This is a genomic window from Rhodococcus sp. NBC_00294 (assembly GCF_036163995.1).
Taxonomy (GTDB): Bacteria; Actinomycetota; Actinomycetes; order Mycobacteriales; family Mycobacteriaceae; genus Rhodococcoides.
Window position 1 is genome coordinate 4,517,799 of the sequence record NZ_CP108043.1, and the last position, 13,038, is coordinate 4,530,836.

Sequence of the window (13,038 nt, forward strand, 5' to 3'; positions counted from 1 at the left end):
CGTGGCCGACGACGCGATCAGCAAGGTTCGCGCCCCGCGAGCCGACGCACGCCGCAACAGGGACCACATCCTCGGCGTCGCCGAACAGTTCTTCTCCGAACACGGAGTCAGTGGTTCCCTGGATGCCATCGCAAAGCTGGCAGGTGTCGGCGCAGGAACGCTTTACCGCCACTTCCCCAGCAGGGAAGCACTTCTCGCCGCGCTGCTCTCAGCACGAGACGACGCACTGGTCTCCCGACGCGACGAGCTCCGCACCCGATCGACGACCGCGGCCGACGCCCTCGACGGGTGGCTCGAGGCACTGACCGACTGGGCGAGCGCGTTCGACGGGCTACCCGAACCTCTGCGGGCCGCGACGACGACGGACCAGTCCCCGCTCGCCACGACGTGTCAGGGATTCATCACGACGACCGAAGAATTCCTCGAGGCCGCACAGCGCGAAGGCAGTGCACGCTCCGACGTCCGAGCACGCGACCTGTTCCTCGCCGGCCTCGCCACGAGTTGGGTCCGAGGTGCGGCGATGGCCGACCGCGACTCCGCCGCAGCACTGGCCACCCTCACCCGCCGAGGGTGGGAGACCACCACACGCACCCGCGACACGACCGGCGCACCCGCCGAGACATGATCGACGACCTCTCGTTTCACGACCGTGAGACGACATCGACAGAAGGAGACAGCACCATGACACGCTTGGGAATCATCGGCAGCGGATCGATCGGATCCGCGGTGGCCCGACTCGCCGTCGCCGCCGGCCACGAGGTCCTGATCGCGAACTCGCGAGGACCGGAGTCCCTGACGGACCTGATCGCAGAGTTGGGACCCGGCGCTCGGGCGGGCACGGTCCGCGACGCCGCAGAGTTCGGGGACATCCCGCTGCTGTCCGTGCCGCTCGGAGCGTACGGGAACCTCCCGGTCGACGCCTTCGCCGGAAAGACCGTCCTCTCCACCGGCAACTACTACCCACATCGTGACGGACGCATCGCACAACTCGACTCCCTCGACAGCACCACCGCCGAGTACGAGCAGGCACTGCTACCCGACACCACAATCGTCAAGGCGTTCAACAACATCCTGTTCCACCACATCCCGAACCTGGCCAACTCCACACCCCGCACGGCACTGCCGATCGCCGGGGACGACGCCGATGCCAAGGCACGCGTGGCGGCCATCGTGAACGCCCTCGGCTTCGACACCGTCGACGCCGGAACCCTCGCCGAGTCCTGGAGCTTCGAACCCGAATCCGGTGCCTACACGCCGATCTACGCTGCCGATCAAGCCGCACTCGCCGCCGACTACCTCGCCGACCCCGGCGCGCCGGTCCCCGCCGACCGACTCCGTGAACTTCTCGACGCCTCCCACCGCCCCGACGTCGCCGCCCGGCAGTTCTGAGGCGAGCGGACCTTGCGCAGTGGGTGATCGGGCGCCGACTCGACTGCTCGGCCCGACCTGGCCTCAGCCCATGCAGCGGACGATCGCGTCGCCGAGGCTCCCAGTCGTGCCGGTACCACCCATATCGGGCGTGAGGGAGTCGCCTCCGCGTGCGAGGACCTCTTCGACGGCGGTGAGAATCGCTGCGGCAGCATCCTTCTCACCGAGGTGTTCGAGCATCATCGACGCACTCCAGATCTGACCGATCGGATTGGCGACGCCACGGCCGGCGATGTCGGGAGCGGAGCCGTGCACAGGCTCGAACAGACTGGGGAATCGCCGCTCCGGGTTGATGTTTCCGCTGGGCGCGATTCCGATGGTGCCGGTGCACGCCGGTCCGAGGTCGGAGAGGATGTCGCCGAACAGGTTGCTCCCGACCACGACGTCGAACCAGTCCGGGTGGAGCACGAAGTTCGCGGTGAGAATGTCGATGTGGTACTTGTCCACGCGCACATCGTCGTAGTGAGCGGCCATGGCCTCGACCCGCTTGTCCCAGTACGGCATCGAGATCGAGATCCCGTTGCTCTTGGTGGCGGAGGTCAGGTGCTTCTTCGGGCGGGTCCGGGCGAGGTCGAAGGCGTACTTCAGAATTCGGTCGACGCCCACACGGGTCATCACCGTCTCCTGGAGAACGGTCTCCCTGTCGGTGCCCTCGAAGATCGTGCCACCGACGCTCGAGTACTCGCCCTCCGTGTTCTCCCGTACGACGTAGAAGTCGATGTCACCGGGTTCGCGCCCGGCCAACGGACTGGTGACACCCGGAAGCAGCTTGACCGGGCGGAGACTGACGTACTGGTCGAAGTGCCGGCGGAACTGCAGCAGGCTGCCCCACAGGGAGACGTGATCGGGGACGGTGTCGGGCCATCCGACAGCACCGAAGAAGATCGAGTCGAATCCGACGAGTTCGTCGAACCAGCCGTCGGGCATCATTTTTCCGTGCCGTGTGTAGTAGTCGGCACTGGCGTAGTCGAACTGTTCGTGGTCGAGGGTGAAGTCGAATGCCTTCGCGGCTGCTTCGAGGACCTTGATGCCCTCGGGTACTACTTCCTTACCGATTCCGTCTCCGGGGATGACGGCGATGCGATGAGTGGAACCCATGGGGTGCCTACCTTTCGGTGTGTGGGAGTCGCTGACGGAGGCGTCAGGCAGAGTCCTGATGGTGGGTGAGCTCGTCACCTTCGAGCGCGTCGATCGCTGCGGCGGTGAGGCTGTTCAGAATGTGCTTGCGTGTCAGCTCTCCCGCCGCGTGGCTGTCACCCGAGACGACGAGTTCGAGGATCTGGAAGTGCTCGTCGAGATCGATGGTGCGGGGTTCCGCACCCGGTGGCAGTTCCAGGCCCACCCGCCGATACCTGTCGGACTTGTCCCACAGGTCTTCCAGCAGGTGGATGAGTACGTCGTTGTGGGACGCGAGGTACAGGGTGCGGTGGAACTCGCGGTGCGCGATCAGCCCCTCCTCCCCCCACTTCTGAGTCACCGGGACCAGTCGAGACGCCGTGGCCCGCATGTCGACGATGTCCCGTTCGGTGCGCCGCTGTGCAGCCAGTTCCACAGCGGTGGGGTCGAGCGACAGACGCACCTCGAAGAGCTGTCGCGCCTGAGTGGCCGACATCGGTGCGATGCGCACGTTCTTGTGACTGTCGAGTTCGATCAACCCCTCACTGCTCAGGCGCCGCACCGCCTCCCGTAGAGGGGTGATGCTCATCTGCAGGCGGTCGGCCAGTTCGTACTGCGCCAGACGCGAGCCCGCGGGCAGAGTTCCCAGCAGGATCCAGCTGCGGAGCTGGGCGTAGGCGACGTCTCCCTTGCTGGAGAAGACATTCTGCGCAACGGCCACGATGGTCCGCCTCTCGACAGGGGGTTGTGCTCTCGGTCACGGCGAGTATAGCTTGGAAACATCTTATAAGACTTACAAGATACAAGAGAGGTCCAGCATGAAGATCACCTCCGTCCACGAGGGCACCGTTCCGATCAGCTCCTCCATCCGCAATGCCTGGATCGATTTCAGCAAGATGGACTGCTCCATCGTCGCCATCGTGAGTGACGTGGTGCGCGACGGCGAGCCCGTCGTCGGGTACGGCTTCAATTCCAACGGCCGCTACAGCGCCGGCGAGATCCTGCGGCGCCGCATCATCCCGCGCCTGCTCGACGCGACGCCGGACTCGCTCCTCGACGCAGAGGGCGAACTCGATCCCACCATCGCGTGGGACGCCATGATGAGCAACGAGAAGCCGGGCGGACACGGCGAGCGATCGGTCGCCGTCGGTGTGGTGGACATGGCACTGTTCGACCTCGCATCGAAGATCGCCGAGAAGCCGCTCTACCGCTGGCTCTCCGACAAGCACGGTGACGGTGCACCCGACGACTCCGTGTTCGTCTACGCCGCCGGTGGCTACTACGCCCCCGGAAAGACACTCGCGGATCTACAGGACGAGATGCGCGGATTCCTCGACCAGGGTTACCACGTGGTCAAGATGAAGATCGGCGGCGCCGACCTCGCCGAGGACCTGCGCCGCATCGAGGCGGTCCTCGAGGTGCTCGACGGTGACGGTTCACGTCTCGCAGTCGACGTCAACGGTCGTTTCGACCTGGCGACCGCTCTCGAGTACGGCAAGGCCATCGAGCCCTACGGCCTCTTCTGGTACGAGGAGGTCGGCGACCCCCTCGACTACCGCCTGAATGCTGTTCTCTCCGAGAACTACTCGGGCCGTATCGCCACCGGCGAGAATCTGTTCTCCCTCCAGGACGCCCGCAATCTCGTGCGGTACGCCGGCATGCGTCCGGACCGCGACATCATCCAGGTCGACCCCGCGCTGAGCTACGGCCTGACCGAGTACCTGCGCATCCAGTCGATGCTGAAGGACCACGGCTGGTCCTCCCGCCAGTGCATCCCGCACGGCGGTCACCAGTTCTCCCTGCACATCGCCGCCGCACTCAAGCTGGGCGGCAACGAGTCCTACCCCGGCGAGTTCCAACCCACCGGCGGATTCGCCGACGGCGCCGTCGTCGAACGGAGCCAGGTGGGACTCACCGAGAGCCCCGGCATCGGGTTCGAGGAGAAGGCCGCCTTCTACAAGGTGCTGCGCGAGCTGCACTGACCACGTCGTGACAGCCCGAGGGCTCGACGCATGACGGAGGGGGAAGCGCTACCCGCGGGACCGATACTCAGCGGGTAGCGCAGTCCGTTCCTCGCGCCCGGTAACCACTCCACAGAACGACGAGCCCCGTCGCTGGGCCCTGTCCCGCACTGCCGGAGTTTCACCCTGCGCACCATCGAGTGCGTTCCGCACAGGTGTCTCCGCGCGCGACTCTCCCTTGCGGAGCAGATCGACAGTCACCGAACGTGACTCTGTGCGGCACGTGCTGTTCGGCGATCCGGGCACACAGCAACAGCACGATCGTCGACGCCGGGTCACGACCCCGGCGCGTCACACGTAGCTCACGAACCCTCGCAACCTCGAGAAAGGTACGTCATGTCAGCCTATTCGGTCCACCGGGTATGGGACGAGTTGTGGGAATCACACCGGCAGATCAAGAGATTCGTCCTCTACTCCGTCGGGAAAGGCTCGCCCAGATCCGAGTCGGTCGGCGTCCGTACGACCAGGAACTCGTCCACAACGACGTATCGACCGGACATGGCGCCGAACGAGGACGATCAGCCCCGTAGCGAGCCACCGGGTGGTTACACGACTCCCCGACTGGTCGGCCTTGCTCTCGGTCCTTTGTTGTTCGCAGTGACTCTGCTGTTCTTCCAGTCGGAAGGTCTGTCCCGCGACGGCGTGGCCGTGCTCGCGGCAACCCTGTGGATCGGTACCTGGTGGATCACCGAAGCCATCCCGATTCCCGTCACGTCCTTGCTCCCGGTCGTGCTGCTTCCTCTCACCGGCGCGGTGGACGGCGACCTCGTCGTCTCGTCGTACGGGAACGACATCATCTTTCTGTTCCTTGGTGGTTTCTCCTTGGCCATTGCCATGGAGAAATGGGACCTCCACAAGCGGATCGCGCTGACCATCGTGGCGATGATCGGAACCAGCCCGCGGCGCATCATTCTCGGGTTCATGATCGCCACCGCGTTCCTGTCGATGTGGGTCTCCAACACCGCGGCCACGATGATGATGATCCCAGTCGGTCTCGCTGTGGCCTATCAGGCTGCGCAGGCGCTCCGCGACGGCGAGCATGTTGACGAGATTCCGAAATTCGAGAAGTGCATCGTCTTCTGCATCGGGTACGCCGCGACGATCGGCGGGCTCGGCACGCTCATCGGAACTCCTCCGCTCGCCGTACTCGCCGCAGTGTCGGGCGAACTGTTCGGGCAGACCATCAGTTTCGGCTCGTGGATGCTGTTCGGAGTGCCGATCGTCGTTCTACTCCTGGCGTTCGCGTGGTTCTACCTGACGTTCGTCACCTATCGATTCGGGTTCACCGAGCTTCCCGGTGGGAAGAACGTGATCCTGGAAGAACGACGACAGCTCGGAGTTCTCAGCTACGAGGAGAAGATCGTCCTGGCGATCTTCGTCGGCACCGCGTTCATGTGGATCACCCGAGGCTTCATCTGGGACGACCTCCTGCCGGGTATCAGCGACGGAGTGATCGCCGTCGTCGCAGCGATCCTGTTGTTCATGGTGCCGACTCGGCGCGGTGACCAGAGCCGAATTCTGGAATGGGAGGACTCCAAGAAGATCCCGTGGGGAATTCTGGTTCTCTTCGGCGGCGGTCTGGCCATCGCCGCAGGGTTCGTGGAGTCAGGACTGTCGGAATGGGTCGGCGACCGCCTGCTGGTCCTCGATGGAGTTCACATCGTGCTGACTGTGCTCGTGGCTGCCGCGCTCGTCCTGTTCCTCACCGAGATCACGTCGAATGCCGCGACGGCGACCATGATCCTTCCGGTGATGGCAGCTTTCGGTGTGGCACTGGGAGTCCACCCCTACGCTCTGATGATTCCCACCGCGATGGCAGCGAACTGCGCTTTCATGTTGCCCGTGGGAACACCGCCGAACGCGGTGATGTTCGGAACCGGCAAGATCGCGATCATGGACATGGTGCGACTCGGTTTCTGGCTCAACATCGCCGCACTCGTCCTCCTCGTCGCTGCGACGTTCCTCTACCTCCCGCACATCTGGGGACTCGACCTGTCCGTCGTGCCCGCGGACTTCGACCAGTAGCCGCGAGTGCACGACAGCACGACCGTTCCCGAGGAAGGCAACACCGTGTCCACTGTCCTCATCACCACCGACTACCTCCACCCCGGCGACGACGTCGACACCCTGCTCCGTGCGCACGGTCACGAGACCGTCCACTCCCCCGCCGTCGGGCCCCGCCCCGACGGTGAGATGGCCGCGCTCCTCGCCGCGAGTGACGCTGCCATCATCGCCAGCGAACCCGTCACCGCCGCCATGCTCGCCGCGGCCCCGTCCCTCAGCGTGATCGCGCGCAGCGGAGTCGGATACGACTCGATCGACATCGAGGCCGCCACCGCTCACGGCGTCCTCGTCTGCAACACCCCCGGAGCCAACCGCCATGCGGTGGCCGAGATGACCCTCGCTCTGCTCCTGATGTGCGCGAGGCGGATCGGCGAGACCACCGACGGCGTGCGGCGCGGAGAGTGGCCACGCCACGACACTCGACAGCTACGGGGCGCGACTCTCGGCATCATCGGCCTCGGGCCGAGCGGACGGGCCGTCGTGGACCTCGCTCACGCGTTCGGCATGACCGTCCTGATCTCCACCGGCCATCCCGACCCCGCACTCGAGGTCACTTACGTCGACAGAACCACTCTGCTCCGCGAGTCCGATTTCGTCAGCCTCCACGCCCGTGCCGGCGGCGCACCCGTCATCGACGCCGCGGCACTGGCCGAGATGAAACCCTCTGCCTACCTGGTCAACACGGCCCGCGGATCGATGGTCGACGAGGATGCCCTCGTCGACGCGCTCCGCGACCACACCATCGCGGGAGCGGCGCTCGACGTCTTCGCCACCGAACCACCGGACCCGGACAACCCGCTCCTGGCCATGCCCACGGTCGTCGCCACCTCACACCTGGCCGGTCAGACCCGCGAGGCGCGCACCGATGCGGGTACTGCCGCCGCCGAGTCCGTCGTCGCAGCACTGGCCGGTCGGCCGGCTGCGGGTTCGATCAACGAGTCGGCGGTGGCGACGGGACGATCCTGAGCCGCCGCCGAACGGGGCCCCTGGACCATGCAGGAGTACCCCCCGGTCGGCGTCAGGTCGACGAGCTCGAGCGGTCGACGGCGTCCGCAAGGCGGTCGAGCCAGTCCGCGTACTCGGCATAGGTGGTGGGACGCTTGTCGTCCCAGTCCAGAACATCGCCCGAGGTGACCGCAGGAATGGAACCGTAGACGGGTGAGGCGTCCAGCACCTCACGGCTCGCGGGGTACTCGAGAACGATGTCGGCAGGGTACCGAGCAACGTTCTCCCAGCTCACCGTCGCCCACGGTCCGTCGAATCCCGGACCCGCGAGACTCACACCGAGGTCCGAGAGCAGTCCCAGCACCGACAACTGTTCCGTTCCGATGTACACGGCGTCGGCGGCCGCGTTGACGGGCAGCACCGTCACGCCGGGATTCGCGGCCACAGCATCGCGCACCCGCTGTTTCGCCGCGTCGTAGTCCGCACGGTCGGATGCGATCTCCGGGGAGTCCACGTCGGCGCCCAGTGATGCTGCGAGCGAACGGTATTGATCCAGCGTTCCGTCGAGCGACGAGGACGGGTCGATGCCCAGGAAGGGAGCGACGACGTTGATCTGCTCGGCCTGCGCTGCCTCCCACCAGATCCAGGACGTGGGATCGGTCTCGGCGGAATAGCCGACGACGAGGTCGGCGCCCATAGTCGCCGCCACCTCCGTCTCGAACACCGCATCCGTACCCACGACGGTCATGGAATCGAGGTCCGCGTCACCGAGACCCAGCCCGTTGGTGATGCCGTAGCCGTAGACCCCGGCAGGGCGAACACCGTAGTCCCACAGTGCGGCAGCCGAGTACGCGTCGACGACCACCGTGTCCGGCGGTGCGTCCAGCGACACGGTGTTGCCGAAGGCAGTGGTGTGAGACCACCCTTCCCCACCGGAACTGCTCCCGGACTCGGTGGAACACCCGGCGACAGCCAGAGCGAGGGCAGCGAGGAGAGCGCCGGCGCGCCCGGCGGAGATGGTCGACATGTCCGAATGTTAGCGCAGGCTTACCTCACTTCAGTGAGTCACCGTCTGCGTGAACAACGGGCCCCTCCGAGATTGACGACCAGCGCAACGAGCGCCAGCACTACCGCCACGACCCACGCATCCGGGTCCACCGCGTGTACGAGGATCACGGCACCGAGTACGACGAGCGCAGCAAGCGCGACCACCCCGAGCCCGGGGCCGCCGAGCGCTGTGCGGGTGCGACGGTCCAGAGCGCCGAGTCGTGTCCTCACACGTCGACCCTACGACGTCGAGTCCACCGCTCCGGATCGCGCCGATCCCGTTCGCGGAGGTTCCAGCGTTCGGATCTCAGGCCAGCGCGAACCGGGTGCGCAAATTCTGCGTCTGCCGGTGCAGCTCTCGCAGAGTCCGCTTGTGTGTCGCGGCCTGCTGCTCGTGCCACGTACCGGTGGGCGCGTTCCCCCTGGCCCGAGCTTCTGCGGCGAGCCGACGCGCGTCCTCGAGTTGAACCGATACGGTCGCGATCTCGTCGTCCAGCGCCGCGAGAAACACCCGCGCCTGCGCCACGTCCGAATCGTCCGCCACCCCGGTTCGCCTCCATCGTCATCGACCGTGCCGGTCCAGTCACTCACGATAGCGAGCCGAGCCTGGTTCGCCCCTGCTGCCACACCCCTCACCACTCCCATGTGTCGGACGATCCGGTGCAGTGAACCGTGTCCAGCACGGTCAGCTGCACCGGATCACGCACAGCGGTCGCGTGGTCGATGAGTTCCCGACCTCGCGCCGGTCCACATCAGTGACATCCGACGAGAGGACGAGCCCATGATCGACCACGTACTGACCGTCGTACCCGTGCGCGACATCGATGTCGCACGCGAGTGGTACACGCGCCTGCTGGGACGCGAACCCGACAACAACCCCATGCCGGGTCTGATCGAGTGGCAGATCGTGCCGGGGGCGTGGATGCAGGTGTTCCTCGATGCCGACCGGGCCGGCCGGACGCGGTCGAACCTCGCCGTCGACGACCTCGACGCTCACACCACCGAGCTCGCGGGCCGCGGACTCGCCGTCGGCGACACCACGGACGCCACCAACGGAGTTCGGCTCGCGCCGATCACCGATCCCGACGGCAACGTCATCACCCTGATAGGCGGTTTCCGGACGGTGTACTGACCGACCCGACGATCGGGACGAATGTGTGCAGCCGAGTCACACGATGCGATCGAAAGTCAGAGTCATCCACGGTGCCCACGCCCCGTCGTCCACACGTTCCCACTCGGCACGCATTCGTCCGGTACCGGCGCGGAGGTCCAGCCGGCTCCGCACGCCGTCGCCCTCGAGCAGAAGTGTGGCGTCGTCCTGCAAGGTCAACCGCATGAGCGTCGGTTGCGCGGCGCTGTCGAACGCGTACATGGCCCACCCACCCGAAGAGTGCTCTCCACCGATCAGCTCATGTGCGACGACGTGGTCGGTGCCCATGACGACGTCGACGTCGTGGGCGATCCAGGATTCGCCAGGCAGTCTTCGATAGGTGTCCGTGCCGACGACGGTGACACCGTCTCCGACAACTCGCCCGTTCGTGTTCCAGGTCCCCAGAATGGGGAGCAACGGTCCGAGTGCATTCACGATCGATCCTCTCGTTCCGACGAGCTGTTCTCACGTACGTACTGCCCCGGCGTCACCCCGGCAACGCCGCGAAAGTCCCGGATGAGGTGCGCCTGGTCTGCGTAGCCGAGGCATACCGCGATGTCGGAGACATCGACACCAGGAATGGACAGTTGTCGCACGACCTCCTGCAGCCGGATACGGCGAGCCACCGCTTTCGGTCCCATACCCAGCGTGGACTGCAGGGCCCGTTGCACGGCTCTCTCACTCGCACCCACTTCGGCTGCCAGCCGCGAGCCGGTTCGGGAACGCACCGTCCGCGACAGCGTGTCCACCACAGCGTTGGCCAGAAGATGCTCGTGCGAGGGCGGTGTGGTGGCCCGGGCCTCCGCGATCACCTCATCGGCGCGCGCCGCGGGATCCTCAGCTTGTGCGATCTCGGTCATCATGTCGAAGAGAGTCGCGTCCATACCGCGCTCGAGTGGCGTCTGTGCAGACAAGTTCGACGGCGTGAGGCTCGATATCGCGGCCAGACCCGCGGGCCGCAAACGAATCGCGAACACCGTTCCGGCGCCTCGGATCGTGCGCACCCACGCGGATCGCTGCACGCCGGTGACCATGAACGGAGCCGGGACATCACCCGACTCGATGCTCACCGTGATGGCCGGGAATTCCAGTACCCGTTGCGTGACTTGCTCGTTCGAAGCCAAGTTCCACTCGACAGCCCAGTATGTGTCCACCACGTCCGCGATCGACCCGGCCGGTGGCGACCACCGTGCTGCGAACCGTTCGAGATTCGACGGCACCAGAACGCCCGACCTTTCCGTCACGTCGATCGGCCGTTCGCCCATGTCGTAATTGTGCAATACGACCGCCTCGAACGACGGACATCATGTACTCATGACCACCAACTACCGCAACGTCTTCATCGGAGTGGCGCCCGACTGCCCTGCCACCTCGGGCGAGAAACCACCGACGAAGAACGACAAGCCGACCATTGCCGAACTGCAGTACAGAATGATCGCCGACGCCCCCTACACACTCACATCGGACGACGTGTTGTACGCCGTACACGTGGAGCGGTCCGGGCTCGAACAGACCCGCCCCACAACTGATCGTGTGAGCTTCTTCGCCGCCGATCGGGCATGCTTGCGCGCGTCTCCGTTGGGGAAACGGTACGGCTGGGGCATTCACCACGACGAGAACGAACGTGTCGCGCTCCTCGCCGTCGGCACCGCGGAATACGACGCGCTCAGCTCGGACCCCCGCATCACGCAGAAGAGCGCGATGCGGTCCCGGCGGTGACGCGATGAGTTTCGGCCACCCGCCGGGTCGATACGACTGACAGCCCACCTATTCGAGGATTGGCAGCGATGGCGACGATCACCGCGTTTCAGAGCATCAGCACCGATGGAGTCATACAGGGCCTCGGACGGCCCGACGAGGACGACCGAGGAGGGTTCGTCCACGGCGGTTGGGGCCAGGGATACCAGGACGAGATCTCCATGTCGTTCGCGGCGGATGGCATGAGCGACGAGGGTGCGCTTCTGTTCGGCCGGAGGACGTACGAGGATCTACTCGGCTTCTGGACAACGACGTCCGAGCCGAATCCCTTCACCGATGTGCTGGTCCGAACGACGAAATACGTCGTGTCGAGGTCCACCGACACCACTCTCGAGTTTCCCGACTCCCACCTCGTCGCCGGTGACGCGGTGGACGAGGTGCGCAGACTCAAAGAACGCACGAGCGTGCCGCTGACCATCATGGGAAGCGGCGAGCTGGTGCGTAGCCTGCACGCGGCGAACCTGATCGACGAGTACGTGCTGCAGATTCATCCGATCGTGTTGGGATCGGGCACGCAACTGTTCGGGACGGCCGACCGGGTCGATCTCGAGCTGGTCAGGTCCGTTCCCACGACCACGGGTGTGATCATCGCTCACTACGTGGCCCGTCGATGACGCGGCAGGGAGCGTGGGTCTGATGCCGCATGTCCGTTCCGCCGACGGCACACCGATCTCCTGTGACCGCCTGAGCACTCACGGGCCGGCGGTGGTGCTCGTCGGGGGCGGTCTGGACGACGGCGCCGAGAACCACCCGCTGGGCACGCACCTGGCCGATCACTTCGCGGTGGTGAACTACCAGCGCCGCGGCAGAGGTGACAGCGGTGACGCTCCGTCGTATTCCGTGGGGCGGGAGGTCGAGGATCTCGCGGCCGTGATCGACACTGCCGGAGGGCACGCGCATCTGTTCGGTGCGTCGTCCGGAGGTGCGTTGGCGCTGGAAGCCGCCGCAGCAGGGCTTCCCGTCGACCGCGTCGCCGTTCACGAGGTGCCGTACCAGGTGGAGGCCCCGATGATCTCCGCCTGGCATACGTACAGGCGTGAGCTCGAGTCAGCACTCGACGCCGACGACCGCGACCTCGTACTGCGCCTGTTCATGCGACTCGCCGGATCCTCGGAGGACGACATCGCGGGCGCCGAGGCCTCCCCTGTGTGGTCTGCATTGCGTGAGCTCGCGCCGACACTGCGATACGACGCGGAATGCCTCGGCGACGGACCTCCGCCAGTCCACCGTCTCGCCCTCGTTCGGCAACCGGTACTGCTGACGACGACTGTCGGCATCGACCCACAGATGGCCGGACTGCCCGTCGACTTCTTCGGAGGGGCGGCCGACGCCGCAGCCGACGCTCTGCCCGATGCCCGACGGGTCACCCTCGAGGTCGGTGGACATGTGGCAGATGCCGAAGCGCTTGCCCGAGTCCTCCGTCGGTTCTTCACGGAGTGAACCAACTCGCCACGCGGGCGAGACGTTCGGATCAGCTCGAGCACAACGGGTGACCGCGGGACAGCTCGT

16 protein-coding genes are annotated in these 13,038 nt (G+C 65.9%); 9 read left to right on the top strand and 7 right to left on the bottom strand.

Translation table 11 applies throughout. The features are described 5' to 3' along the window. Position 1: 1 nt before the first annotated feature. Together OHB23_RS21225 and OHB23_RS21230 are read left to right on the top strand one after the other, a co-directional pair. The gene (locus tag OHB23_RS21225; RefSeq protein WP_328810360.1) at positions 2–625 is read left to right on the top strand and encodes a TetR/AcrR family transcriptional regulator; all 624 of its coding nucleotides are present in this window, start codon (positions 2–4) and stop codon (positions 623–625) included. A 56-nt stretch (positions 626–681) separates the two neighbouring features. Continuing rightward, on the top strand, positions 682–1,389 hold the full coding sequence (locus OHB23_RS21230; protein WP_328810361.1) for an NADPH-dependent F420 reductase: 708 nt from the start codon (positions 682–684) through the stop codon (positions 1,387–1,389). A 63-nt stretch (positions 1,390–1,452) separates the two neighbouring features. Here the strand turns inward: OHB23_RS21230 and OHB23_RS21235 are convergent, their stop codons facing one another. Continuing rightward, positions 1,453–2,526, bottom strand: coding sequence for a tartrate dehydrogenase (locus tag OHB23_RS21235; protein WP_328810362.1), 1,074 nt, complete (start codon positions 2,524–2,526; stop codon positions 1,453–1,455). 43 nt (positions 2,527–2,569) lie between these two features. After that, positions 2,570–3,265 carry a GntR family transcriptional regulator gene (locus OHB23_RS21240; RefSeq protein ID WP_328810363.1) on the bottom strand — a complete coding sequence of 232 codons (696 nt, stop codon included), beginning with the start codon at positions 3,263–3,265 and terminating at the stop codon, positions 2,570–2,572. A 97-nt stretch (positions 3,266–3,362) separates the two neighbouring features. Here OHB23_RS21240 and OHB23_RS21245 point away from each other — a divergent pair, with 97 nt between their 5' ends. The 3 genes from OHB23_RS21245 to OHB23_RS21255 all read left to right on the top strand — a co-directional run bounded on the left by OHB23_RS21245 (position 3,363) and on the right by OHB23_RS21255 (position 7,595). Then, complete coding sequence (locus OHB23_RS21245; protein ID WP_285189404.1) at positions 3,363–4,526, top strand: mandelate racemase/muconate lactonizing enzyme family protein; 1,164 nt, start codon at positions 3,363–3,365, stop codon at positions 4,524–4,526. Between the two features lie 537 nt (positions 4,527–5,063). Continuing rightward, the gene (locus tag OHB23_RS21250) at positions 5,064–6,590 is read left to right on the top strand and encodes an SLC13 family permease (RefSeq protein WP_328810364.1); all 1,527 of its coding nucleotides are present in this window, start codon (positions 5,064–5,066) and stop codon (positions 6,588–6,590) included. 6 nt (positions 6,591–6,596) lie between these two features. Next, positions 6,597–7,595, top strand: coding sequence for a phosphoglycerate dehydrogenase (locus tag OHB23_RS21255; protein WP_328810365.1), 999 nt, complete (start codon positions 6,597–6,599; stop codon positions 7,593–7,595). A gap of 52 nt (positions 7,596–7,647) precedes the next feature. Here the strand turns inward: OHB23_RS21255 and OHB23_RS21260 are convergent, their stop codons facing one another. The 3 genes from OHB23_RS21260 to OHB23_RS21270 form a co-directional block, all read right to left on the bottom strand. Beyond that, positions 7,648–8,601 (bottom strand): ABC transporter substrate-binding protein, encoded by a 954-nt coding sequence (locus tag OHB23_RS21260; RefSeq protein ID WP_328810366.1) that lies wholly within the window; start codon positions 8,599–8,601, stop codon positions 7,648–7,650. Positions 8,602–8,639: 38 nt separating this feature from the next. After that, a complete protein-coding gene (locus OHB23_RS21265) occupies positions 8,640–8,852 on the bottom strand; it encodes a hypothetical protein (RefSeq protein ID WP_328810367.1) in 213 nt (70 codons plus the stop codon). Between the two features lie 76 nt (positions 8,853–8,928). Next, a complete protein-coding gene (locus OHB23_RS21270; RefSeq protein WP_037184052.1) occupies positions 8,929–9,165 on the bottom strand; it encodes a hypothetical protein in 237 nt (78 codons plus the stop codon). A 237-nt stretch (positions 9,166–9,402) separates the two neighbouring features. On the opposite strand from OHB23_RS21270, the gene OHB23_RS21275 reads away from it, so the two are divergent. Beyond that, positions 9,403–9,753, top strand: coding sequence for a VOC family protein (locus OHB23_RS21275; RefSeq protein ID WP_222646528.1), 351 nt, complete (start codon positions 9,403–9,405; stop codon positions 9,751–9,753). Positions 9,754–9,789: 36 nt separating this feature from the next. Here the strand turns inward: OHB23_RS21275 and OHB23_RS21280 are convergent, their stop codons facing one another. Together OHB23_RS21280 and OHB23_RS21285 are read right to left on the bottom strand one after the other, a co-directional pair. Further along, positions 9,790–10,206, bottom strand: a complete 417-nt coding sequence (locus tag OHB23_RS21280; protein WP_328810368.1) for a hypothetical protein — start codon at positions 10,204–10,206, stop codon at positions 9,790–9,792. Continuing rightward, the gene (locus OHB23_RS21285) at positions 10,203–11,036 is read right to left on the bottom strand and encodes a helix-turn-helix transcriptional regulator (protein ID WP_328810369.1); all 834 of its coding nucleotides are present in this window, start codon (positions 11,034–11,036) and stop codon (positions 10,203–10,205) included. The genes OHB23_RS21280 and OHB23_RS21285 overlap by 4 nt, the downstream gene beginning before the upstream one ends. Positions 11,037–11,085: 49 nt before the next feature. Between OHB23_RS21285 and OHB23_RS21290 the strand changes: the two genes are divergently transcribed. The 3 genes from OHB23_RS21290 to OHB23_RS21300 all read left to right on the top strand — a co-directional run bounded on the left by OHB23_RS21290 (position 11,086) and on the right by OHB23_RS21300 (position 12,969). Then, the gene (locus OHB23_RS21290; protein ID WP_261781853.1) at positions 11,086–11,490 is read left to right on the top strand and encodes a DUF6157 family protein; all 405 of its coding nucleotides are present in this window, start codon (positions 11,086–11,088) and stop codon (positions 11,488–11,490) included. A gap of 68 nt (positions 11,491–11,558) precedes the next feature. Further along, positions 11,559–12,143, top strand: coding sequence for a dihydrofolate reductase family protein (locus OHB23_RS21295; RefSeq protein ID WP_222646525.1), 585 nt, complete (start codon positions 11,559–11,561; stop codon positions 12,141–12,143). A gap of 22 nt (positions 12,144–12,165) precedes the next feature. Then, positions 12,166–12,969 (top strand): alpha/beta fold hydrolase, encoded by an 804-nt coding sequence (locus OHB23_RS21300; protein WP_222646524.1) that lies wholly within the window; start codon positions 12,166–12,168, stop codon positions 12,967–12,969. Positions 12,970–13,038: the final 69 nt, after the last annotated feature.